At 67.4% G+C, this 22113-nt stretch carries 23 protein-coding genes; 11 read left to right on the forward strand and 12 right to left on the reverse strand.

All coding sequences use genetic code 11. From position 1 onward, the window contains the following. Nucleotides 1–151: 151 nt before the first annotated feature. The gene (locus QM693_RS37980; RefSeq protein ID WP_477953805.1) at nucleotides 152–511 is read left to right on the forward strand and encodes a transposase; all 360 of its coding nucleotides are present in this window, start codon (nucleotides 152–154) and stop codon (nucleotides 509–511) included. Here QM693_RS37980 and QM693_RS34495 read toward each other — a convergent pair. The 5 genes from QM693_RS34495 to QM693_RS34515 form a co-directional block, all read right to left on the reverse strand. Beyond that, nucleotides 467–2866 (reverse strand): xanthine dehydrogenase family protein molybdopterin-binding subunit, encoded by a 2400-nt coding sequence (locus tag QM693_RS34495; RefSeq protein WP_009477005.1) that lies wholly within the window; start codon nucleotides 2864–2866, stop codon nucleotides 467–469. The two genes, QM693_RS37980 and QM693_RS34495, sit on opposite strands and share 45 nt — an antisense overlap. Further along, nucleotides 2863–3408 carry a (2Fe-2S)-binding protein gene (locus tag QM693_RS34500; RefSeq protein WP_280784797.1) on the reverse strand — a complete coding sequence of 182 codons (546 nt, stop codon included), beginning with the start codon at nucleotides 3406–3408 and terminating at the stop codon, nucleotides 2863–2865. The genes QM693_RS34495 and QM693_RS34500 overlap by 4 nt, the downstream gene beginning before the upstream one ends. Further along, complete coding sequence (locus tag QM693_RS34505; RefSeq protein ID WP_009477007.1) at nucleotides 3405–4274, reverse strand: FAD binding domain-containing protein; 870 nt, start codon at nucleotides 4272–4274, stop codon at nucleotides 3405–3407. The genes QM693_RS34500 and QM693_RS34505 overlap by 4 nt, the downstream gene beginning before the upstream one ends. Then, nucleotides 4274–4660 (reverse strand): hypothetical protein, encoded by a 387-nt coding sequence (locus tag QM693_RS34510; protein WP_283336494.1) that lies wholly within the window; start codon nucleotides 4658–4660, stop codon nucleotides 4274–4276. Before QM693_RS34510 ends, QM693_RS34505 begins: the two co-directional genes overlap by 1 nt. 311 nt (nucleotides 4661–4971) lie before the next feature. Next, nucleotides 4972–5520: a MarR family winged helix-turn-helix transcriptional regulator gene (locus tag QM693_RS34515; protein WP_283336495.1), complete on the reverse strand. Its 549-nt coding sequence runs from the start codon at nucleotides 5518–5520 to the stop codon at nucleotides 4972–4974. 183 nt (nucleotides 5521–5703) lie between these two features. On the opposite strand from QM693_RS34515, the gene QM693_RS34520 reads away from it, so the two are divergent. Further along, nucleotides 5704–6681, forward strand: coding sequence for an XdhC family protein (locus QM693_RS34520; RefSeq protein ID WP_283354558.1), 978 nt, complete (start codon nucleotides 5704–5706; stop codon nucleotides 6679–6681). Nucleotides 6682–6861: 180 nt separating this feature from the next. After that, nucleotides 6862–7239: a hypothetical protein gene (locus tag QM693_RS34525; protein WP_280784793.1), complete on the forward strand. Its 378-nt coding sequence runs from the start codon at nucleotides 6862–6864 to the stop codon at nucleotides 7237–7239. 28 nt (nucleotides 7240–7267) lie between these two features. Here QM693_RS34525 and QM693_RS34530 read toward each other — a convergent pair whose 3' ends face one another. The 5 genes from QM693_RS34530 to QM693_RS34550 all read right to left on the reverse strand — a co-directional run bounded on the left by QM693_RS34530 (nucleotide 7268) and on the right by QM693_RS34550 (nucleotide 11206). Then, a complete protein-coding gene (locus QM693_RS34530) occupies nucleotides 7268–7657 on the reverse strand; it encodes a hypothetical protein (RefSeq protein ID WP_280784792.1) in 390 nt (129 codons plus the stop codon). A gap of 388 nt (nucleotides 7658–8045) precedes the next feature. Then, nucleotides 8046–9119, reverse strand: a complete 1074-nt coding sequence (locus QM693_RS34535; RefSeq protein ID WP_283354559.1) for an alkene reductase — start codon at nucleotides 9117–9119, stop codon at nucleotides 8046–8048. Between the two features lie 161 nt (nucleotides 9120–9280). After that, on the reverse strand, nucleotides 9281–9736 hold the full coding sequence (locus QM693_RS34540; protein ID WP_283336499.1) for a hypothetical protein: 456 nt from the start codon (nucleotides 9734–9736) through the stop codon (nucleotides 9281–9283). Nucleotides 9737–9809: 73 nt separating this feature from the next. Continuing rightward, entirely contained in the window at nucleotides 9810–10205 is a 396-nt protein-coding gene (locus tag QM693_RS34545; protein ID WP_011596465.1) for a universal stress protein, read from the reverse strand. Continuing rightward, nucleotides 10202–11206: a 2-hydroxyacid dehydrogenase gene (locus QM693_RS34550; RefSeq protein ID WP_283354560.1), complete on the reverse strand. Its 1005-nt coding sequence runs from the start codon at nucleotides 11204–11206 to the stop codon at nucleotides 10202–10204. The genes QM693_RS34545 and QM693_RS34550 overlap by 4 nt, the downstream gene beginning before the upstream one ends. Before the next feature lie 353 nt (nucleotides 11207–11559). On the opposite strand from QM693_RS34550, the gene QM693_RS34555 reads away from it, so the two are divergent. From QM693_RS34555 to QM693_RS34590, 8 genes are all read left to right on the forward strand, one after another. Beyond that, nucleotides 11560–13143 (forward strand): ABC transporter substrate-binding protein, encoded by a 1584-nt coding sequence (locus QM693_RS34555; protein ID WP_283354561.1) that lies wholly within the window; start codon nucleotides 11560–11562, stop codon nucleotides 13141–13143. Between the two features lie 67 nt (nucleotides 13144–13210). Then, nucleotides 13211–14137 carry an ABC transporter permease gene (locus tag QM693_RS34560; RefSeq protein WP_005256530.1) on the forward strand — a complete coding sequence of 309 codons (927 nt, stop codon included), beginning with the start codon at nucleotides 13211–13213 and terminating at the stop codon, nucleotides 14135–14137. A gap of 12 nt (nucleotides 14138–14149) precedes the next feature. Then, nucleotides 14150–15166: an ABC transporter permease gene (locus tag QM693_RS34565; protein WP_283354562.1), complete on the forward strand. Its 1017-nt coding sequence runs from the start codon at nucleotides 14150–14152 to the stop codon at nucleotides 15164–15166. Continuing rightward, nucleotides 15163–16191, forward strand: a complete 1029-nt coding sequence (locus QM693_RS34570; protein WP_283354563.1) for an ABC transporter ATP-binding protein — start codon at nucleotides 15163–15165, stop codon at nucleotides 16189–16191. The genes QM693_RS34565 and QM693_RS34570 overlap by 4 nt, the downstream gene beginning before the upstream one ends. Beyond that, the gene (locus QM693_RS34575; protein ID WP_005256534.1) at nucleotides 16184–17194 is read left to right on the forward strand and encodes an ABC transporter ATP-binding protein; all 1011 of its coding nucleotides are present in this window, start codon (nucleotides 16184–16186) and stop codon (nucleotides 17192–17194) included. The genes QM693_RS34570 and QM693_RS34575 overlap by 8 nt, the downstream gene beginning before the upstream one ends. After that, entirely contained in the window at nucleotides 17191–17907 is a 717-nt protein-coding gene (locus QM693_RS34580) for a sulfite exporter TauE/SafE family protein (RefSeq protein ID WP_283354564.1), read from the forward strand. Before QM693_RS34575 ends, QM693_RS34580 begins: the two co-directional genes overlap by 4 nt. A gap of 121 nt (nucleotides 17908–18028) precedes the next feature. Next, nucleotides 18029–19369 carry a glucarate dehydratase gene (gene gudD / locus QM693_RS34585; protein WP_016884543.1) on the forward strand — a complete coding sequence of 447 codons (1341 nt, stop codon included), beginning with the start codon at nucleotides 18029–18031 and terminating at the stop codon, nucleotides 19367–19369. Further along, nucleotides 19369–20349 carry a 2-hydroxyacid dehydrogenase gene (locus QM693_RS34590; RefSeq protein WP_283354565.1) on the forward strand — a complete coding sequence of 327 codons (981 nt, stop codon included), beginning with the start codon at nucleotides 19369–19371 and terminating at the stop codon, nucleotides 20347–20349. Before gudD ends, QM693_RS34590 begins: the two co-directional genes overlap by 1 nt. A 6-nt stretch (nucleotides 20350–20355) precedes the next feature. Here QM693_RS34590 and QM693_RS34595 read toward each other — a convergent pair whose 3' ends face one another. Then, the gene (locus tag QM693_RS34595; RefSeq protein WP_283354566.1) at nucleotides 20356–20736 is read right to left on the reverse strand and encodes a hemophore-related protein; all 381 of its coding nucleotides are present in this window, start codon (nucleotides 20734–20736) and stop codon (nucleotides 20356–20358) included. A gap of 564 nt (nucleotides 20737–21300) precedes the next feature. Beyond that, on the reverse strand, nucleotides 21301–21549 hold the full coding sequence (locus tag QM693_RS34600; RefSeq protein ID WP_283354567.1) for an alpha/beta fold hydrolase: 249 nt from the start codon (nucleotides 21547–21549) through the stop codon (nucleotides 21301–21303). Nucleotides 21550–22113: the final 564 nt, after the last annotated feature.

Raw genomic sequence — 22113 nt, forward strand, 5'->3', positions numbered from 1 at the left:
GCGACGATCGGCCTTGGCTGTACCCCGAGGTTTAGGTCGTGTTTCAAAGGTGGTTCGGCTGTGAGTTTTCGATCAAGTGGGTGTGTCGGTGCCGCCCAGCGTCGCGGTGCCGGGGCGGGCGGACGTTACCGACGTGCAATGGGCGCGGTTGGTGCCGCTGCTGCCTCTGGGTAGGAGGGCGGGCCGTTCGCCGAAGTGCACGAAACGGCAGCTCATCGACGGGATCCGGTGGCGGATTCGGGCGGGTACGACGTGGCGGGATGTGCCGGCCCGGTACGAGCCGTGGCACGGTGTACTTGTTCCGGTGTTGGCGGCGGGCGGGGGTGTGGGTGCGGCGCCGAAGTGTCGCTGCGACGCAGGAACAGCGACGTTGCGCGTGAGGATGCCGCCGTCGGGTCCTGCTCCTGTCGACGTTCCGGTCGTCGGCGTCTGTGCCGACGACCGGTGGTCTGAGGTCCGGTTGAATTCAGGCGTGCGACAACGGCGGGAGACCGGGTACGCCGCCGGTTGAGAGTGCACGAAAGACGCGTTCTGGTGTCATCGGCAACTCGGTAAGCTGGGCACCGACCGCGTCGGCGATGGCCTGGGCAATTGCCGGGGCGATGGGGAGCATGCCGCCCTCCCCCATGCCTTTGGCGCCGAAGGGGCCGGCGCCGTGTCCCTGCTCCTGGGTGATCGAGACGAACCGCTCGGGGAGGTCCTCCGCGAGTGGGACGCGGTACAGCAGGGCCTCGGCGTTGAGAAGTTCACCGTTCTCGTAGCGCATTTCCTCGAACAGGGCCTGCGCGAGTCCAAGTATGGCGGCGCCTTCATCCTGACCGCGGCAGCCGATCTTGTTGATCACCTTGCCCGCGTCTCCACTGACCGCGAGCTGAAGGACCGTAACCCTACCGGTCTCCGGGTCGACTTCGACCTCGGCTGCCGCCCACCCGATCTCGTAGAAGACACACCGGGCGGCCAATGGCGCATCGGCATCATTGCGCACCTTGTAATAGCCGTCGGCCGAGAACTCGAACCCGGTGTGGCCGAAGAACTCCATGATCCGCTCGAAAAGCGGATATACCTCGCCTGTGGGGGTGCGCACCGTCCAGTCGTCGAGCACTGAGGTGGCCGGGTCGATGGCGAACTGTTCACCGGCCCACTCGAGCACTTGTCTACGCAGGTTCTCCGCCGCGTTCCGGACGGCCTGTCCCATCACCACCACGCCGGACGAGGCGTTGGTGCCCTGATCGAAGGGGGTGTGGTCGGTGTCGATGCGCGTGTACACGACGCGGTCGCGGCTGGTGCGCAGGACGTCGGCGACGATCTGGGACATCGCGGAGTGCCCGCCCTGGCCCATTTCGGTGAGCGCGCAATTGAGGAAGACGTCGCCGTTGGCGGTCACCTTGACCCGCGCCATCGCGGGCTTGTTGCCGCCGCCACTGTCCTTGAGCCCGACGCATACCCCCATGCCGCGGTTTCCGCTGCGATCCCTGGAGTGGTAGCCGATAGCGTCCGCGACCAGACGCATTCCTTCGGCGAGGTCGGAGTCGATCCCCGCATCCCCGGGGACGAATTCTTCGCCGAGCTTTTTGAGGTTTTTCAGCCGCAGTGCGTAGGGATCGATGCCGAGTCGCTGCGCGATGAGGTCGATCTGACGTTCGCCGGCCCACGTGGTCTGGGTGGCCCCGAAGCCGCGCATGGCGCCGGCGGGCACAGTGTTCGTGGTAACCGCCTTGCAGACGGTGTCGATGTGCTGCCAGCGGTACGCGCCCGGCATCCGGTAGCCGGCCTTCTCCGCCACCGCCGGACTGTGTTCGGCGTAGGCCCCGCTGTCGAGGAGCACCGTCGATTTGCGGGCGACAAAGGTGCCGTCCGCCTTGACGCCGGCCTTGACGATCAGCTTCGCCGCGTGCTGCGACACGGTGAGGAAGCCCTCTTCCGTGCTCATGCAGAACCGCACCGGCCGGCCGCCGCTGAGCTGGGACAGGCGGATGGCGACCGGGTCGGCCTTCGGGCCGTTCTTCGCGCCGAACGCGCCGCCGAGCAGGGCGACGTGCACCCGGATCCGGTTTTCGGGGAGGTTGAATACGTGCCCGAGTTCCTGGCGGAGGTTGAACGGGCTCTGCGTCGCCGTCCAGACCTCGATCTGTTCGTCGGTTGCCTCCGCGACCGTGACGAACGGTTCGAGATGCATGTGGTTCATCCGGGAGAAAAGGAAGGTGTCCTCGAAGATGTGGTCGCACTCCTCCCACACGTCCGGTGATCCAGTGCTGTAACGGAATTCGTAGCTGACATTGTGGTCGCTGCGCAGCGACGCCGACGCGCCGTTCCGGTACGGGGGCAACCCGCCGCGCGGCTCGAGCGGATGGATTGTCGGCGACGACGGATCGAGGGCCTCGTCGACGTCGAATACCGCCGGCAGGATCTCGTATTCGACCTGAATGAGGTCCAGTGCAGCCAGGGCCGTGCGCTCATCTACCGCAGCGACGGCGGCGACGATGTCGCCGACATAGCGGACGGTGTCGGTCGCGACGACCGGCTGGTCCTTGACCATGGTGCCGTAACACGCCAGGCCGTCGGTTTCGTTGCGCGTCAGTACCGCGGTGACGCCGTTCAGTGCCTCGGCGGCGCTCGCGTCGATGGACACGATACGAGCGTGCGCGTGCGGACTACGCAGCACCTTCGCGTGCAACATGCCCGGTCGCACGATGTCGGTGTTGTAGACCGCTTTGCCGGTCACCTTGACCGCGGCGTCCGCGCGCGGCAGATCGCGCCCGGTGACCCGCTTGTCCGGAGAGGCGGTCGGCAGCGAATACACGGTGTATCCGGTGCTCGCGGCGTCGGGGTGGACGTCGTGAGTGAAGGACTCGGCTGTCGTCGTCACGCGGATTCCCCGTTCGTCTCACCGGTCAGTTCGGCAGCGCGCTCGACCGATTCGAGGATCATCTCGTATCCGGTACAGCGACAGGTGTTGGAACTGATCCATTCGCGGATGGTGCCGCGATCGGGTTGTGGGTCCTGACGCAGCAGCCCGGTGGTGAGCATCAACATCCCGGACGTGCAGAAGCCGCACTGGAAACCCCCGCACTCGGAGAATGCACGTTGCTGCGGGGACAGCGCGCCGTCGGGCGCGGCCAACCCTTCCACTGTCTCGACCGAGGCGCCGTCGATGCTGAACGCGAAGGTCGAACAGGAGGCGACGGGCAGATCGTCCACGAGCACGGTGCACGCTCCACAGACCCCGCGCTCGCAGGAACCGCGAACGCCGTTGCAGCCGTGGTTGTTGCGCAGGACGTCGAGCAGGATGGCGTTGGCGGCGACGCGCACGGTCTGCTTGACGCCGTTCAGGGCGAACTCGATGCAGGTGTCGAGTTCACCGTCGGGGGCAGCGGATCGGTCGGTCTCGTGATCGGGGTACTCGGTCATCTCGTTGTCGTTCCCTTCAGCTGCGCACACGCCGCGGTGAGCAGGCGGCGCGTCAGCACACGCACCAGGTGCCGGCGGTACTCCGCCGAGCCGGTGTAATCGGCACAATCGTCCGGTAGCTGCTGGGCAAGCTGCGCGCTCACCTCGAGCGGATCGAGTTCGCGGGCGCCGGTGTCGGCCGTCAGAGCGAATCCGTGGCGGTATTCGGAGCCCGATTGCGCGCGCACCTGCAGGGTGCCGTCGGGGTTGCGGCGCACCGCGAGGGCCACTGTCGCCGTCGGACGCATCGAACGCTCATATCCGAACCAGACGAGGTCGTCCGTTCGTACGGTGATGTCGGTCAACAGACCTCGCTGATCGGTTCCGCTGTCCGCCCACAACGACGCGACCGGGCGGGAGAGCGCGCCGGCGTCGAAGACCAGGTCCGCGCCGAGCGCCCCGAGAAGCAGCGGCATCTCGTAGCGGTACCGCCGCGCCATCAGGTTTCCGCCGACGGTCGCGGTGTAGCGGATCCGAACCGTGGCGATCGACGCCCATGCCGCCGCGAGGTCCGGGATCGCGGTGCCGACGGTCTCGTCCGTCGCACCCATGTGGTGGGTCACCATCGGGCCGATATGAAGTACGCCGGCCTCGTGACTGATGGCGCGGAGCGCATCGACCTTCTGCAGCGACACCAACGTGTTTGGGGCGCACCCCTCACGGATCTGGGCGACCAGATCCGAGCAGCCCGCGGCGATGACGGCATCCGGATGTTCGGACACGATCGCGAGGGCGTCCTCGATGGTGGTGGGGCGATGGAGCCGGAAAGGGGCCATCGCGAATTGGGTCTGCGCCACCAACCCGGCGCCGAGGGCCTGGATGCGCATCAGCGGGCTCCCCGCACGAGTGTGCGGCGCGGTATGCCATAGCCGGTATGCATGTGGTGATTCACCCCTTGTAGGGCGCGCCTTTCCACGGCCGCGGAGACGACGTCGAGTGCGGCGCGGACGGCTACCGAACAGAATCCGGTGTAGACGAACCTACGCCGATTCCGGCCCTGAAGATGCTCGCGAACGACGATCGGATCTTCGTCACCAACACAGTCGCAGGAGTCGGCCGGGTCGGTGTGGCACAGCACGGTGTCCAAGGTGCCGCGCGAGGCGTTCCTGCCGTCAGCTGGATTCTGCTCGGGGGTCGCATCGCCGCGCAAGGGCAGGGCAGTCACTGTGCCGCCGCCCTCCGCAGCCACCGTGGCAAGGCCGCTCTTGTTCATGTGCCTCGTTCCATTCGAAAGGACAACGGATGACGGTCCAAGAAGACTCAGCGCAAAGTATCTTTGCTATAAGATAGTTCTACGTTCCTGGCTCCCCGAGGTCAATAGCGCGGCCAAAGTTGTCCGGCCCGGTCATTTCGAGGATTGCGGCACCTGGAGCACACCCCTCCCCGAAGAGTTGCAGGTCACAGTCCTGGTTAGCCCCTGAAGCGCCTTCACCGCTCAGGGTTGCAATAACGTCGGGAACGCACGGGGGATCACGGCAGATCTTCGGCGAGCACACCCCGGAGCGCTCATGTGGTTTCGACCCCCTACGCAGGCGCTGCACCGGCCGACTTTGCGGTGTTCTCCGATGCAGCAGCCTGTAAAGACCCCTCCAGAACGGACAGAAGATCGGCGAGCTGCTCGCGCTGACCACCCCCGAGTCCCCCCTGCATCCGGGCCAGTTCCGCGAAGTGTGCATCCGAAACAGCGTCGACAAGTTTGCGGCCCGCCCCGGTGAGCGTCACATACACCACGCGGGAGTCGATGTCATCGCGCTCACGTAGCACCAGGCCGGCCTCCTCGAGCCGGTTCACCCGCATTGTCAGGCCACCCGTTGTCACCAAGGTCTGTTTCGCCAGCTCCCCGGCAGTGCGCCGGAACGTTGGTTCCGCACGCCGAAGGCAGGCGAGAACGTCGAACCCCGCCTCGTTCGTCCCGAACCGTTCGAACAGCTCATTGATCTGAGCCCGGTACAGCAGAAAACTCCGATGCAGCCGTCCGAAAATCTCCAAAGCCGACACGTCCAGCTCGGGACGCGTCCGAGCCCACTGCCGGATGATCTCACCGACCCCATCCGCCCGATCCGATTCGGCCACTTCACACTCCAGATTCGATACGGGCACGGTGCCGCGAATCAGTCTCGCCTACCGGCGACCGACTCACCGACAATTTCAGGACTTATCTTTGCGCAAAACTATTGTACGATCCTCGCCACCACCGCGACGGCTCCCCAGCCCCGGTCGCCGGAACCGTGACGCGAACAGAATTGCGAGGCACTCGTGAACACCGTCCTTCGCGACATCCACACTGAATGGGAAGCACACCGCGCTATCGCGGTCGCCACCGTCATAGCCACCCACGGGTCATCCCCACGAGACCCCGGCGCGATGCTCGCAGTCCGCCAGGACGGAACCGTGGTCGGCAGCATCTCGGGCGGCTGCGTCGAAGGCGCCCTCTACGAAACCGCCCTCGACGTCCTCGCCACCGGGCACCCCCGAATCGAGCACTACGGCCCCACCGGCGACATCCTCGAACCCGGACTGACCTGCGGCGGATCACTGATCGTGCTCGTGGAACGAGTAGACCGCGAGACCATGCCGCAACTCGCCGACCTCATGGAACGGACGCTGCGCGACGAAACCGTCATCCTCGAGACGATCCTCACCGGACCGGAAGCAGGTACCCACCGCATCGCAAACGAACTCGACGCCCCCACCGGCCTGACCTCCTCCGGAACGCTGATACGCCGCTTCCCGTCCCGGCCCCGGATGGTGATCGTGGGTTCGACCGACTTCGCAATGGAGACCGGGCTAGTCGGTACCCGAATGGGCTACCGGGTCACCATCTGCGATGCCCGCCCCGTGTTCACGACACCGCAGCGATTTCCCGATGTCGAAGAGGTCGTGTGCGAGTGGCCGTCGGACTGGATCACAAGTGAGCGCAACAAAGGCCGATTCGATTCCCGCACAGTCATTGTCGTTCTCACCCACGACCCCAAGATCGACATTCCCGTCCTCCTCGAATGCCTCGACGAGGCCAAATGGACACAGCCCCTCGCCTACGTCGGGGCCATGGGGTCACTCACCGCCGACACCAACCGACGGCGGGACCTGGCCGCGGCCGGCCTCCGCCCAGAAAGTCTTGCCACGCTATCCAGCCCGATCGGCCTCGACATCGGCAACCGGGGGCCAGCCGAGACCGCCATCTCCATCGCCGCCGAAATCATCGCCAGCCGGTCCGCGCCAGTGTGCTCATAGAAAGATGACCCCCATCCCGGTAACCCGCGAATCTCCAGCGCCGACCAGGACCAAAACCACCAGATCGATGCGCTGCGCCGCGCCGAGGTGATCGCCAGTCTCCACTCCTACGCGCGCGCGGCCACCGGCCACGATCTGAACGGCCAGGCCGAGTATGGGGAACTGTGAGTAACAGATAGGTTGGGTGCGCGTCGCCAGGCCCGGCCGCCGAGCACCGACAAGGAGCCTCCCATCAACATCCTGCAGAACGTCTCGAGCGAGATCCGCGAGTGGGAACGCGCCGTCACGACGGTGATGCTCCGCATACGCCAGATCGGGGTGCTGATCGACCGTCTGGGGCCCGCACTCGACGACCTGTCCGAACTGCTCGACGCCGCCAAGCAGATCGCGGAGACCGCGGAGGGGCTCGCCGTGAGCGCGAAGGGCATCGACCAGAGCGCCGAGATCATTGCCCGCGACGCGGAGAAGATCGCGCAGGCGCTGCCCGCGGTCGAGCGGCTGGGAAGACTCGCAGACCGCCTACCCGGTGGGGGTAGACGGTCTGCTGCCGGGCGGTGACGGGCGGATGGAGCCCCGTCACACGGTGTCAGTGAGCGAGGTCGTGGACCTCCGTGCCGGCGAGGCGCAGCTCGGCGGGTTGTGCGTCCGGGTCGTCGGCGATCCCCGAAATCGGCATCATGGCGAGGGCCTGGTCGAACGCGTCGACGAGCCATTCCCCGGTCACCGTCACGAGCCGGGTGTCCTCGGCGGCCGGCTGCTTCTGAAAGAAAGTCACCACCCACGGGTTCTGCGCGTCCGGATCGGAACTGAGATCCCCCGGTGCGTTGGTGGCGAGCAGGTAAATGCCGCGCTCGAAATCGACCCGGACGGCGTATCCGCTGCCGGTGTTGACGACGGTGGCCGGGCGGTGGGCGGCCAGGGCCAGCGTCATGAGGGCATCGGCGTAACGAGTGGTGTGCTCCACGGTGAGTGGCATGAACGATCACCTTTCAACTTCTGTGAGCGTCGCCGCGGCAGAGCAGGCCCGGAGTTCAGTGGTCCGAAAATGCAGTTCCTCCGACAGGTCACGAGAAGATAGAAGTCAAGCTGTTCGTCGGGAGCTTCGGCTGCGAGAGCGTCGTGCGGAATGGTGCTCTCACTGTCGGCCACCTTCGAGGTGGGCGTCCTGGCACAGCGTGCACAGTTGGTACGCCCGATTGGAGCACGGACGCGCCGGGCGGTCCGTGAACTCGGTAGCTGTGTACTCAACTACGACTAACCGTACGGTGCCGGGCCCGGATACGCGACACGGGGGCGTCCGTCGGATAGCGCTGTGGCCCATGACCTGGCGTCATGGGCCACAATGTGTCGGCCTGCGGGTCGGCTCAGTGCTGCAACACCGGGTAGTCGGTGTAGCCCCTCGCGCCCTCCGAGTAGAAGGTCTCGGGGTCCGGGGTGTTGAGCGGCAGGTCTTCCTGCCAGCGCCGCACGAGATCCGGGTTGGCGATCGCGGGACGCCCGACGACGACGGCATCGGCGTGGCCGTCGTCGAGGATGGCCAGCGCTTCGTCGCGGGTGGTGACCGCCCCGAAACCACTGTTGATCAGCACCGGGCCGCCGAAGCGCGTCCGCAGGTCCTGGGCAAGGGGCCCGGACGGGTCCTTGTGCAGAATGCTCAGGTAGGCGGGCTTCAACGGAGCAATGGCGTCGACCAGCGCGCCGTAGGTGGCCCGAACGTCGTCGGCGTCCAGTTCCAGGGCGTCCTGGATGTTGTGTTCGGGTGAGATGCGGATACCCACCCGCCCGGCGCCGATGGCGTCTGCGACGGCCTTGACCACCTCGACGACGAAGCGTGCCCGGTTCGCGGGGGAGCCGCCGTACGCGTCCTCACGCAGGTTGGATGCCGGGGAGAGGAATTCGTGCAGCAGGTAGCCGTTGGCGGCGTGGACTTCGACGCCGTCCATCCCGGCTGCCACCGCGTTCCGCGACGCCTGGACGAAATCCTCGATCACGGTGGGGAGTTCCTCGGTACGCAGCGCGCGGGGCACCGGGTACGGAGCCTTCCCCTCATAGGTGCGGGTCTCACCGTCGATGGCGACGGCGCTCGGGCCGACCACCTCGTGACCGCCGGTTGTTCCCTCGTGCGTGACGCGGCCGGCGTGCATGACCTGGGCGACGATCCGTCCACCGGCCTCATGCACGGCGTCGGCGACGTTCTTCCAGCCCGCAACCTGCTCGGGTGTCACCAGCCCGGGCTGGCCGGGGAAGCCCTGGCCGGCGTGGCTGGGGTAGGTGCCTTCGCCGACGATCAGACCGAGAGAGGCCCGCTGACGGTAGTGCTCGACCACCAGCGGTCCGGGCACACCGTCACGCCCGGAGCGGACGCGGGTCAGGGGTGCCATCACGACCCGATTGGGCAGTTCGAGTTCGCCGAGTGTCAAGGGGGAGAAGAGATTCACAGATATCGGTCTTTCCGTAGGCGTGTTCGGCAGCGCCGTTCTCGGTGCCGCCGCGCAGGATCGGGATCCACTGGGGGAACGGGCCTACGGGCCGGGCTATTCCGACTAGAGACGGCCGTCACTGTGAGGGCACCGTCCCCGAGTCAGGGAATTGTGCTCGCCTACAGGCTGTGGTCGCATTCGAGCAGGGCGTCGAGCCACAGCAAGGCTTCGACGAGGGCCTGCATGCGAATGAGTGCGGTGTCGGCAGGCACGGGCGGCGGGGGATCGGATCCCTCCCGATGCCTGCTCTGCAGGTGTCTCACGACGGCGGTGAACAGCCACTCGGCGGGCGCGGGCAATTCCTCGTTCAGCTCGGCGGTGTCGTGCACGACGGGTACGACGCTGATGAAGCTGTCGACGGCGTCGGTGACGCTCGAGGCCGGATCCGCGATGAGGTCGGCGATGGTCGTGACGATCCACGCCACGACCGCCGTGAACGCCGACCGGTCGCTGCCGTGGTCGCACGCGATCTGGGAGATCTCGGGTGCGAGCGCCTGGAAGTCGCGGTCGCCGACCAAGGTCAGGAGGCGACCGCCCAGTTCCGCGCCGTCAGCGCGCTGAGGCCCATCGATCATGGCTGTCCCACGGCTGGTATTCGGCGCCGTGAGCGTTATGGATGGGCCGGGGAATCAACCTCGTCCGTGCCGCTCAGACCTCTGCTGCGACGGGCGGCTTGACTCCGACGACGGGGCACTGCGCTTCGAGGAGCACACGCTGGGCAACGCTGCCCATGAGGAGTTTGCCGACGGGGGAGCGTCGCCGCATGCCGAGGACGAGGAGTTCGGCGGCGGAGTCGTAGGACGCGTCGATGAGGTTGTCGGCGTGGGAGCGGTCGGGTTCGTTCCGCGCGATGCGGTAGTCGACGCCGGCCGCGTCCGCTTCCTCCCTTGCGGAGTGCAGTTCGGCCCCGAAGCCGGGATTCGAGGCGCTGTCGCCGTCGGCGATCACCACGAGATCGGTTGCGCGCATGCGGGCTTCAGCGAATCCGAACGCCAGGGCGCCTCGACCTTCGACTGTCGGGACGTAGCTGAGAATGACGCTCATCGTGACCTCGGCTCGAGTACGGGGGTGGTCAGGGTGCCCTGGGCGAGGTATTCGTCGAGGTTCTGCAGGGTGAGAGCCTCCATCGCGGCCCGGGTCTCGGTCGTGCCGCTCGCGACGTGGGGGAGGAGAACGACGGTGTCGAGCGCGAGGAGCGCTTCGGGAACGTGCGGTTCGCGGGCGAATACGTCCAGTCCGGCACCGGCAAGTTTGCGTTCGGTGAGCAGTTCGACGAGCGCGTCCTCGTCGACGACGCTTCCGCGTGCCACGTTGATCAGGTAGCCGTCGGGTCCGAGGGCCTCGAGAACCTGGCGGTCCACGAGCTTTTCGGTGCCCTTGCCGCCCGCTGCGGCGACGATCAGCACATCCACCCCGGCGGCGAGTGCGGCGGCCGAGCCGACGTACGCGAACGGGGAGCCGGGAACCTCGCGCCGATTATGGTACGAGATCGTGCAACCGAAGCCGGTGAGGCGGGTGGCGATGGCGGAGCCGATACGTCCCAGCCCGACGATGCCGACCCGCGTGCCGCTCACCTGCCGGGTGAGGGGGAAGTTGCCCTCGGCGGGCCAGCGGCCGTCACGCACGAAGCGGTCGGCGGCGGAGAAGCCGCGGAGCGTGTCGATCAGCAATCCGACGGCGGTGTCGGCGACGCAGTCGGTGAGGACGTCGGGGGTGTTGCTCACACCGATTCCGAGTTCCTCGGCGAGCACGACATCGGTTGTGTCGTAACCGACTCCGAAGTGCACGATCGCGCCGAGGTTCGGCAGTTCCGTCATCAGTGCGGCGTCGACTCCGGTGCGGCCGGACGTCACGACCGCGGTGACGGACTCGCCGTGTTCGGCGAGGAAGCTGGTGCGGTCGTCGCCCAGCGGGAGGTCGAGTGCGTCGTACTTCTCGGCGAGCGTCGCGGTGAGGGACGGCTTCAGCGGCCCGACCTTCAGGACGCGTCCTCCCGAAACAGTCTGTACAGCAGCTTCTTTCACGGACGACTCAGCGGTCACCATCGTGCCTCCTGACGAGTGGTGACGCGACTCTCCGCGTCACCGGTTACCCGTACGTTAAGCGGCGCCCGGAATACCTGTCCAACACGTAAATAACATGGATCGATACTCAAACGGCATTGGTTGGCGGCGCGTTGACGTGCGCAGATGCCGTAACCCCCTGTATGCGCCGGTCAGGGGCCTGCCGGGGTGATCGCAGTCTCCATCAATCAGGCGTGTGACCGCCCTCACGAGCCGTTTCGCGCCGTTTCCCCCTGTTGACGGCTCCTCCGCGCCGCTCATAGCGTGTGTCTACCGTCACAGGCGGGCCCTCTTCACTCGCGTCGAGTACGCGACACATCCCTACGGAGGACACCATGAGCCCTGCACGTTCGCTGCAGCAGGGAACCCGTTACCGCGCCGTCGTCGTGGCCACCGCCGCACTGACGGTGCCGGCTCTGGTCACAGGTTGCTCGGTGGCCAATTCGAGCCACAGCGACGCCGCCAGCCCCGACACGTTGCGGATCGTGCTCCCCCAGGAGCCGCCCACGCTCGAACCCTGCGACGCGTCACTGACCTCAACCGGAGTCGTCGTCCGCTCCAACATCACCGAGCCGCTGGTGGAACGCAACGCCGATACCGGCGATCTCGAACCGAAGCTCGCCGACTCGTGGGAGCAGACGTCGGACACGGTCTGGACGTTCCGGATCCGTCCGGGCGTCACGTTCAGCGACGGCAGCGTCTTCGACGCCGAGGACGCCGCCTTCTCGATCGATCGCACCGTCAACTCCACCATCGGCTGCGACGTCGACGGGTACGTCTTCGGCGACGACGAACTCGAGGTGAACGCGATCGACCCGTCGACCGTGACGGTGCAGACTCCCGTCGCCGACCCGATCCTTCCGCTGCGGATCTCGTTCGTGGAGATGGTGCCCTCCACCACCGACGCCCAGGACAAGGTGCGCGATCCCATCGGCACCGGCCCCTACAAGATCGACTACTGGGATCACGGGCAGCGACTCGCGCTGGTCCGCAACGACACGTACTGGGGCCCGGCGCCCGAGTACACGCGGGCGATCTACCAGTGGCGGACCGAGGGCAGCGTCCGGGCCGCGATGGTCACCAACGACGAGGCCGAACTCGCCACGTACCTCGGTCCGGAGGACGGCGCGGGCGACCTCGGTGTCGCCTACCCCAACAACGAGACGACGGCGCTGCGCATGATGGCCACCGAACCTCCGCTCGACGATTACCGCGTCCGCGAGGCCATCGACCTCTCCGTCAACCGGGAGGGGATCGTCAAGGCACTGTTCCAGGGCCTCGGCGAGCCGGCCGGGCAACTCGTCGGCAGCAGCATCGTCGGGTTCGACCCCGACCTGCAGCCGACCCCCTACGACTCCGATCGCGCCGCGCAACTGGTGGCGGAGGCGAAGGCCGACGGCGTTCCCGTGGACAACCAGATCCGCCTGATCGGGCGCACGGGCCAGTTCCCGAAGATCAACGAGACCATCGAGGTCATCCAGAACTCGCTGAGCAAGGCCGGCCTGAACGTGAAGATCGAGATGATGGACACGGCCGGGCAGATGCAGTACCAGATCCGGCCGTTCCCGCAGGGCACCGGACCGATTCTGCTGATGATCCAGCACGGCAACCAGGCGGGTGACGCGCAGTTCACCGTCGACCAGTACATGCGCAGCGACGGCTACCAGAGCTACTTCGGCTCGCCCGGATACGACGCGCAGATCGACGCCGCCGAGCAACTCGTCGGCGACGCCCGGCAGGACGCGTTCGCCTCGGTACTGGCCAACGAGCCGAAGGAGATCCGGCAGTTCGCGTACATCGCCCACATGAACGCGGTGCTCGCCAAGTCCCCGACCGTGCAGTACGCGCCCAACTCCGCGACCGGCGACGAGATGCGCCTGAGCGAGATGACCCACGCGGACACATCCGCGAACGGCTAACCCCTCTTCCCAGCCCCCCGGAGGAACTGAGATGTCCCAACCGAACCCGATCCGAAGGCGGTGAGTCATGTTCGCCTTCCTGCGCCGACGCGTCTACACCAGCCTCGTACCCCTCCTCGTCGTCCTCTTCGGTGTGTTCCTGCTCGCCCGCCTCACCGGCGACCCGACCAACCTGTACCTCCCGGTCTCCGCGACACCGGATCAGCGCGCCGAGTTCGCGGCCGAGAACGGCCTCGACAAGCCGGTCCTGAGCCAGATGGTCGACTACCTGTCCGGGGTTGCCCACCTCGACTTCGGCGAATCGCTGCGCACCGGTGAATCCGCCGCGACCATGGCGTTGCGGGCGTTCCCGGCCACGCTGCAGCTGGCGTTCTTCACGATGCTGCTCGCGATCATCGGCGCCATCGTGATCGGCTGCTGGGCGGCGTACCGGCCGAATTCGCTCGCCGACCGGATCTCGAGCCTGCTGTCGATGACCGCGGCCAGCATCCCCGACTTCTGGTTCGCCATCACCGGTGTGTGGATCTTCGCGGTGGTGCTGGGGGTGCTGCCCACGTCGGGTACCGGAAGCGCGCTGTCGTGGATCCTGCCGATCGCCACCCTGCTGATCCGGCCGCTCGGCGTGCTCACCCAGGTGGTCCGCGGTGCGATGGTGTCGGCGCTGTCCGCACCATACGTACGACTTGCCCGGAGCAAGGGCGCGGGCGATCTGCGCGTCGTCACCCATCACGCGCTCCGCAACGCCGCGGCTCCGGCGCTGACGGTGGCCGGCGACCTCACCGTCGGCCTGGTCAACGGCGCCGTCGTCGTCGAGGCGATCTTCGGATGGCCCGGCATCGGCAAGCTGATGATCGACGCGATCCTGCAGCGCGATTTCGCAGTACTGCAGGCGGCGGTGCTGCTGACCGCGGTCAGCATCTTCGTCCTCAACATCCTGATCGACGCGGGCTACGCACTTCTCGACGCGCGTGTCCGTGAGAAGTCCAAGGTCTAGGAGGCCGCCGAGATGTCCATAGACAACGCACCCCGCCTGGACGGCGCCGGCGACCTCTACCCGGGCCCCGACGAGACGCCTGCCGTCGGAGAAACCGTTCCGGCACCGAAACCGTCCCGGAGCAAGGCGCCGTTGTGGCGACTGCTCCTGCGGGACCGGATGGCCACGGTCGCGGCGGCGATCCTGGTGTTCGTGTTCCTCGTCGCCGTCTTCGGCCCGTGGCTCGTCGGCGACGCCGCGACGGATCAGAACCTCGACCAGTCCAACCTCGCACCGTTCCACGTGGCGAACGGGTGGATGAACATCCTCGGCACCGACCCGCTCGGACGCAGCATGCTGGCCCGGCTGATCGTCGCGTGCCGCACCACCCTCCTGGTGGCGCTGCCCGCGGTCGCGCTGTCCTGCATCATCGGGTCCCTCGTCGGCATGTGGGCGGGCTACCACCGCGGCTGGCGGGAGACGACGGCGATGCGCGTCGCCGACGTCATCATGAGCTTCCCGTCGCTGCTGATGGCCGTCGTCGTCCTGTACGTGTTCTCGCCCAGCGCCGCGAACATCGTCCTGGTCCTGGCCATCACCCGCATCCCGATCTACCTCCGCACCGCCCGCGCGGAGTCGGCGGAACTGCAGAGCCGGTTGTTCGTGGACGCCGCGCGCACGTTCGGCGCCCGCAGCGGGGCCGTCATCCGCCGGCACGTGTTCCCCATCCTGCTGCCGACGCTGCTCACCGTCGCCACCCTCGACTTCTGCTACGTGATGCTCGCCGAGTCGTCGCTGAGCTTCCTCGGCATCGGCATCCAGCCGCCGGACATCAGCTGGGGCCTGATGGTGTCCCAGGGCCGGACGTATCTGCAGACGGCGTGGTGGCTGTCGTTCTTCCCCGGTCTCGCCATCGTGATCACCACCGTGTCGGCGACCGTGCTCGCGGCATGGGCGCGGATCGCCACCGACCCCGCCCAGCGCTGGCGTCTGACCGTCCCGCGGTCGCGTCGCTCCCGGCTGTTCCCCACCCGAAAGGTCGTCTCATGAGTGCATCCGCACCGGCTGTCGAATCGCTCGACGTCGCAGACACCGACCGCGTCGCCCTCGAAGTCGCGGATCTGACCGTCGACCTTCGTACCCCCTCGGGCACGGTCCGGGCCGTCGACCACGTGTCGTTCACCGCGCGACGCGGCGAGACGCTCGCGCTGCTCGGTGAGTCGGGGTGCGGCAAGTCGATGACCGCGCAGGCGCTCGTCGGCCTGCTCGAACCGATCGCCGACATCACCGACGGCTCCGTCCGTCTCGGTGACGTCGATCTGGTGACGGCGAAGGCCAAGACGCGCCGCACCCTCGCCGCCACCGAATTGGCCATCGTGTTCCAGGATGCGCTGACCGCACTCAACCCGGTGTACACGGTCGGCAAGCAGTTGGCCGAACCATTCCGGATCCATCGCGGGCTGTCCGCGAAAGAGGCACGGCAGGAGGCGATCTCGCTGATGCAGCGGGTCGGGATTCCCGAGCCCGAATCGCGCGTCGACTCCTACCCGCACCAGTTCTCCGGCGGCATGCGGCAGCGCCTGCTGATCGCGATGGCCGTCGCATTGAGCCCGACGGTCCTGCTCGCCGACGAACCGACGACGGCGCTCGACGTCACGGTGCAGGCACAGATCATGTCGCTGCTGCGGGATCTGCGCACCGAGCACGACATGGCCGTCATCCTGATCACCCACGACCTCGCGCTCGTCGCCGAGGAGGCCGACCGCGTCGCGATCATGTACGCGGGCAACGTCGTCGAGACGGGCCCGGTCGCCGAGGTGTTCTCGTCGCCGCAGCACCCGTACACCAAGGGGCTGCTCGATTCGGTTCCCGTGCACGCGGTCCGCGGCGAGGACCTGAAATCCATCGGCGGCACCCCGCCCGACCTGCACTCCATTCCGTCCGGCTGCGTCTACCAGGCGCGCTGCCCGCTGGCCCGCGACCTGTGCCGCACCACCCGCCCACCGCTCGCCGACGTCGCCACACCTGGTCGCCGCTCGGCGTGCCACTTCCCCGAGGAGATCTCACATGTCTGAGTCGATTCTGAAGGTGCGGGGCCTCACCAAGACGTTCAAGGTGCCTGCCAACGCGGCGGGCAAGAATCAGTTGCGCGCGCTCGACGGCATCGACCTCGACCTCGCCCGCGGCGAAACGCTCGGGCTCGTCGGCGAATCGGGTTGTGGAAAGTCCACTCTCGCCCGCACGCTGATGATGCTCGAGCGCCCCGACTCCGGTTCGGTGACCTGGGACGGCGTCGACCCGTTCTCGCTGAAGGGCAAGGACCTGCTGGCGCTGCGCCGCCGGGTGCAGATGGTGTTCCAGGACCCGTACGCGTCGCTGAACTCCCGGATGTCGGCGGCCGACATCATCGCCGAGCCGTGGCGCACCCACAAGACGATGTACAAGACGAGCCGCGACCGGGCGGCACGGGTGCGGGAACTGCTGCACCTCGTGGGTCTGCGGCCGAGCGACGAGCACCGGTACCCGCAGGAGTTCTCCGGCGGTCAGCGGCAGCGACTCGGGATCGCCCGTGCCCTGGCGTTGAACCCGAGCGTCGTCATCTGCGACGAACCCGTGTCGGCTCTCGACCTGTCGGTGCAGGCGCAGGTGCTCAACCTGCTGAACGACCTGCAGAAGCAGCTCGGCATCTCGTACGTGTTCATCTCGCACGACCTGTCGGTGGTCCGGCACGTCGCCGACCGCGTCGCCGTGATGTACCTCGGGCGGATCGTGGAGACGGGTGCGACGGACGCCGTCTTCGACCGTCCCGCCCATCCGTACACCGAGGCCCTGATGTCGGCGGCACCGAAGCTGGACGCCGAATCCCGGGGCAAGCGGATCATCCTCGACGGTGAAGTGCCGTCGCCGCTGAACCCGCCGTCGGGCTGCCGGTTCCGCACCCGCTGCGCCCACGCCACCGACATCTGCGCGAGCACCGTGCCGCCCGCCGCCGTCGACGAGCGGGAGAGCGGCCACGTCGCCGAATGCCACCACCCCCGGCGTCCGATCGAACTCGGCGTTCCCGTCGCGGTCGGGTGAGCGGGGCAGGGTTCGCGATCATCGCGTTCGCAGTCTTCCTCGCCTCGTGCATGCAGGCGTCGATCGGATTCGGGATGGGCATGCTCGCGGCACCCGTCGTCGCGCTCGTCGACCCGGGCCTGCTGCCCGGGACGCTGATCATGACGGCGACGGTCGTCACGGTGATGGTGGTGTGGCGGGAACGCGACGCCCTCGATCTGTCGGGCACCGGGTGGGCGCTGGCCGGCCGGGTGCCGGGCACGATCGCGGGCGCGGTCCTGCTGGTGGTGCTGCCGGAACGGGGGCTGTCGCTGCTGCTCGCGGCCGTGGTGCTGGCCGGGGTCGTCTTCGCGACGCTGGGCTGGGCACCGCCGCCGCGACGCCGGAACCTCGCCGTCGCCGGCGCCGCGTCGGGTCTGCTCGGCACGGCCACGTCGATCGGCGGGCCGCCGATGGCACTGGTGATGCAGGGGTCGAAGGGGGCGCAGCTGCGTGGCAACATGAGCGCGTTCTTCCTGGTGGGCTCCACGCTGTCGGTGGCCGTTCTCGCCGCGACGGGGTCGGTGCAGCGCGAGTCGGCGGTGATGTTCCTGCTGCTGATCCCGGCGACGGTGCTCGGCTACGTGGCGTCGCGGTTCGTGAATCGCCACCTGGACGCTGCACGCCTGCGCCGGGCGTCGATCACGGTGTCCTGTGTGGGTGCGTTGATGCTGATCGGACAGCAGCTTCTCTGATGCAGTGTCTGCATCGTTCGATGCTCAACAAGTCTTGGACATGTATCGATCGGGCCACTTAGAGTTTTGGTTGTGAGGCGCCTCACGGGCGGCGCTGCGCTGTGAAGGAAGGTTTTCGGAGATGAGTACAACGAGCACCACCCCGGTCGTCACCGACATGCGAGTGGTCCCGATCGCGGGACACGACAGCATGCTCCTGAACCTGTCCGGCGCGCATGCCCCGTACTTCACCCGGAACCTGGTGATCCTCACCGATTCCGACGGCAACACCGGTGTCGGCGAGGTGCCCGGCGGTGAACCGATCCGCCGTACCCTCGAAGACGCCCGCGCGATCGTGACCGGGCGCAGCATCGGCGAGTACAACGGCGTTCTCGCCGATCTGCGACGCACGTTCGCCGACCGGGACGCGGCGGGCCGCGGCAACCAGACGTTCGACCTCCGAGTTGCGATCCACGCCGTCACCGCCGTCGAGTCGGCACTCCTCGACGTGCTCGGGCAGCACCTCGGTGTTCCCGTCGCGGCCCTGCTCGGCGAGGGGCAGCAGCGCGAGAAGGTGCAGGCGCTCGGCTACCTCTTCTTCGTCGGCGACCGCAACAAGACCGACCTCGAGTACCAGTCGGGTGCGGCGGAGTCCGACGACTGGCTGCGCCTGCGGCACGAGGAGGCGCTGACACCGGACGCGGTCGTGCGACTGGCCGAGGCGGCTCAGGCGCGATACGGCTTCGCCGACTTCAAGCTCAAGGGCGGCGTCCTGGCACCCCGCGAGGAGGCGGCGGCCGTGACGGCGCTGGCCGAGCGATTCCCCGACGCCCGGATCACCCTCGACCCCAACGGCGGTTGGCTGCTGTCGGAGGCGATCGAGACGTGCCGCGGGCTGAAAGACGTTCTCGCGTATGCCGAGGACCCGGTCGGCCCCGAGGGCAGCTTCTCCGGTCGCGAGGTGATGAGCGAATTCAAGCGCGCCACCGGACTGCCGACCGCCACCAACATGATCGCCACCGACTGGCGCGAGATGGGGCACACCATCCGCTCCGGCGCCGTCGACATCCCGCTCGCCGACCCGCACTTCTGGACCATGAACGGATCCGTCCGCGTCGCCCAGCTCTGCGACGCGTGGGGCCTCACGTGGGGTTCGCATTCCAACAACCACTTCGACGTGTCGCTCGCGATGTTCACCCACGTCGCGGCCGCGGCTCCGGGCGACATCACCGCCATCGACACCCACTGGATCTGGCAGGACGGTCAGCGGATCACCAAGGACCCGTTCGAGATCGAAGACGGCTACCTCACCGTGCCGTCGACCCCCGGCCTCGGTGTCGAACTCGACATGGACCGCGTCGAAGCCGCCCACGAGCTGTACCGGCAGAAGGGGCTCGGCGCGCGCGACGACTCGATCGGCATGCAGTTCCTGGTGCCCGGCTGGACGTTCGACAGCAAGCGCCCGGCGTTGGTGCGCGCCTGATGAAGGTCGTCGTCGGCGACCGGAACCTGCTGCCGCATCGCGAGCTGTTCGAGTCGGGGCTGCCGTCCGGTGCGACGGTGTCGTGGCATCGGGCATTCGACGAGTCGGCCATCGTCGCCGACCTCGCCGACGCCGACGTCTATGTGGGCGGCCGGTTCACCGCCGCGATGGCCGCCGCTGCGCCGAAGTTGCGCCTGCTGCACGTCGCCGGCGCGGGCACCGACAACGTGGCGTTCGCCGCGCTGCCCGCGGACACCCTGGTGGCCAACACCTTCCACCACCAGGACTCGATCGCCGAGTACATCGTGTCGGCGGCGCTGATGCTGCGACGCGGATTCCTCCGGCACGATCGCGCCCTCCGCGGCGACGTGTGGGCCACCTCGGTGTACGACGACGCGATCGGGCAGTCCCGGTCGATGCGGGGCGCGCGGGTCGGATTCGTCGGCTTCGGTCACATCGGCCGGCGGTCGTGGAACGTGCTGCGCGCGTTCGGGTCCGAGGGCTGCGCCGTGACCGGGCGGGGCAATCTCGACGCCGCCGAGGAAGGCCTGGCCTGGGCAGGGGGCAACACGTCGCTGCTGCGGCTCCTGACGAAGTCCGACGTCGTGGTGGTGTCCGCGCCCCTGAACGATCACACCCGCGACATGATCGGCGACGCGGAACTCGACGCGCTCGGCCCCGACGGCATCCTGATCAACGTCGGGCGCGGCCCCCTCATCCAGGAACAACCGCTGTACGACGCGCTGGCGTCGCACCGGATCGCGGCCGCGGCGATCGACGTCTGGTACTCCTACCCCGACGCCGGCGGTCACGGCGCCCCGAGCGCGCTGCCGTTCCGCGACCTGCCGAACGTCCTGATGACCCCGCACTCGTCCGGCGTCACCGACCACACGTTCGTCGGCCGGGTCGGCGACATCACCGACAACATCCGCAGGCTGGACACGGGGCAGACGGTCCTGCGCACCGTCCGCCCCGGCTAGCGTGCGTCAGTAGTTACCGCAGGTCTCGGCGATCGCCAGCGCTTTCGCGCGCCACTCGACGGCCGGGCCCTCGGTAGGCACGGTGTCCAGTCGGCTCTTCAGCTGCGGGTGGGCGTCGAGGACGGCCTGGCGGTCGGCCGGGGACTTAGAGAAGAAGTCCGCCAGCTGAGCCTTGCGCTCGGGTGCCTGGTCGAGGCGTGCGGCGAGCTGCGGAGTCACGTCGTGCATCGCCGCATCGATCTGCGCGAAGCTGCACGTGGAGTTCACGAGGCGGGAAGAGTCGGAGTCGGCCGGATCCGCGGAGGCGATGCCCGGGATCACGAGGGCGGCGGAGATCGCGCCGACGGCGGCGATACCGAATTGCAGACGTGCTCGTGAAACATTCATGACGAGTCCTCCCATGTCGGTTGGTTTGCCGGGGAAACGATAGGGGCCCGAATTGTGACTTTCCTGAGGACCGTCTGAGAATTGGTGCGGCGAACTGGACTCCGAAGATGGTGCGCAACGCGAAGGCCGCACGTCAGCAGCCCACCGATCGGCGTTCGGCGTTCGACAGGTTCGTGGAGCAGATCGAACTCCGGGTCAGTCAGGCGCCATTCCAGCCGTGTGGGGTCATCCACAGCCCGTGGACGAGGTCGAGGGTGTCGGGCGCTGCGGTGTGACCTTTCATGACTGTGATCCTTTTGTCTCGGGTAAGGGGATGCCACGAGGTGTAGGTAGACCGCGAGCACGGCGCCGTCGATCCGCGCGGATGACTTTCTTGCCGCCGACATCGAACGGCACTGTCTGGTCGTCGTCACGTGAATGACGAGGGTGGGGACGTCGACCTTGTCGAGGTCAGCTCGGAAGTCCGTCGCCGAGAACGCGGCGATGCCTTCGTAGGCGTTGTGGTGACCCCCCTGATTTGCCTGCGACCAGAACGAGTCGCGTACACCCTGGGACGGGTGACTGTCAGGTCGGTTGCGCCGAAGAATCGAAGGCTTCGACCGGGATGCCGTCGGGGTTGTCGGCGGTCTGCAGCATGAACGGCGGCACCGCCGAGGCGAGCACGATCTGGGCGACCCGGCCGGTCCCGTGCCGTCCGGCGGATCTACTCACCTCACCACCGCCGGTCGAGAGACCGACCAGCGTGGTGTCGTGAAGGTCGAGGTGCTCGAGTAGCGCCGCGAGGTCGGTCCTGCGCTTCCCAGCTGTCCGCATTGAGCGGCCACCCGTGGCTCAGGACTACGGGCGGCCGGCACCCCGGTCCTTGTAGGGGATCTCGGTGCCGCCGAGAGTGGTGACTGCCGGTATGCCGTACTTCTCGATGAGGACTCCCCGATGAAGAGTGAGTGGTAGTGGGAGCGACGGTCCCACCGTCGAGCTTTCGGACCTGCTAAACCGGCTCAGCGTGCACGCTTCTGGTCTGACGGTGCACGCCGGCACGAATGGCAGATCCGGCGGAGTTCAGCGTGCGAATCCCCGCGACCAGGCGATTTGGAATATCGCGTGCGGTGCGCGTAACTTATTCCAGGTCAGAGCGACACGGACACCGACATTCACCACCTGGTGATGCAACGAGGTTGTACGAAGTGCCTGACCAATCCGAAGTTCACCATCGTGTATGGTTGTGCTTCAACCCCGGAATGTCTTCAGCGGGTGCCGGTTTGCGCCGGTCAGTCCGATGAGATAAGCTGGAAAAGTTGCCCCGGAGCGGCTGGCGAGTGTGCCAGAAGTGATGGTGTGTGCGTGTTCTTTGAGAACTCAACAGTGTGTCGATGAATG

The sequence above is a fragment of the Rhodococcus sp. IEGM 1305 genome (assembly GCF_030058635.1).
GTDB classification, from domain to species: domain Bacteria; phylum Actinomycetota; class Actinomycetes; order Mycobacteriales; family Mycobacteriaceae; genus Rhodococcus_F; species Rhodococcus_F opacus_D.

What these genes read in the sequence shown, in the direction of transcription:
- gudD (WP_016884543.1), top strand. Translation starts at nt 18,029, where the DNA reads ATGAGTACAACGAGCACCACCCCGGTCGTCACCGACATGCGAGTGGTC.
- QM693_RS34510 (WP_283336494.1), bottom strand. Translation starts at nt 4,660, where the DNA reads ATGAACAAGAGCGGCCTTGCCACGGTGGCTGCGGAGGGCGGCGGCACA.
- QM693_RS34570 (WP_283354563.1), top strand. Translation starts at nt 15,163, where the DNA reads ATGAGTGCATCCGCACCGGCTGTCGAATCGCTCGACGTCGCAGACACC.
- QM693_RS34575 (WP_005256534.1), top strand. Translation starts at nt 16,184, where the DNA reads ATGTCTGAGTCGATTCTGAAGGTGCGGGGCCTCACCAAGACGTTCAAG.
- QM693_RS34505 (WP_009477007.1), bottom strand. Translation starts at nt 4,274, where the DNA reads ATGCGCATCCAGGCCCTCGGCGCCGGGTTGGTGGCGCAGACCCAATTC.
- QM693_RS34590 (WP_283354565.1), top strand. Translation starts at nt 19,369, where the DNA reads ATGAAGGTCGTCGTCGGCGACCGGAACCTGCTGCCGCATCGCGAGCTG.
- QM693_RS34560 (WP_005256530.1), top strand. Translation starts at nt 13,211, where the DNA reads ATGTTCGCCTTCCTGCGCCGACGCGTCTACACCAGCCTCGTACCCCTC.
- QM693_RS34545 (WP_011596465.1), bottom strand. Translation starts at nt 10,205, where the DNA reads ATGAGCGTCATTCTCAGCTACGTCCCGACAGTCGAAGGTCGAGGCGCC.
- QM693_RS34555 (WP_283354561.1), top strand. Translation starts at nt 11,560, where the DNA reads ATGAGCCCTGCACGTTCGCTGCAGCAGGGAACCCGTTACCGCGCCGTC.
- QM693_RS34595 (WP_283354566.1), bottom strand. Translation starts at nt 20,736, where the DNA reads ATGAATGTTTCACGAGCACGTCTGCAATTCGGTATCGCCGCCGTCGGC.
- QM693_RS34550 (WP_283354560.1), bottom strand. Translation starts at nt 11,206, where the DNA reads ATGGTGACCGCTGAGTCGTCCGTGAAAGAAGCTGCTGTACAGACTGTT.
- QM693_RS34500 (WP_280784797.1), bottom strand. Translation starts at nt 3,408, where the DNA reads ATGACCGAGTACCCCGATCACGAGACCGACCGATCCGCTGCCCCCGAC.
- QM693_RS34565 (WP_283354562.1), top strand. Translation starts at nt 14,150, where the DNA reads ATGTCCATAGACAACGCACCCCGCCTGGACGGCGCCGGCGACCTCTAC.
- QM693_RS34540 (WP_283336499.1), bottom strand. Translation starts at nt 9,736, where the DNA reads ATGATCGATGGGCCTCAGCGCGCTGACGGCGCGGAACTGGGCGGTCGC.
- QM693_RS34530 (WP_280784792.1), bottom strand. Translation starts at nt 7,657, where the DNA reads ATGCCACTCACCGTGGAGCACACCACTCGTTACGCCGATGCCCTCATG.
- QM693_RS34600 (WP_283354567.1), bottom strand. Translation starts at nt 21,549, where the DNA reads ATGCGGACAGCTGGGAAGCGCAGGACCGACCTCGCGGCGCTACTCGAG.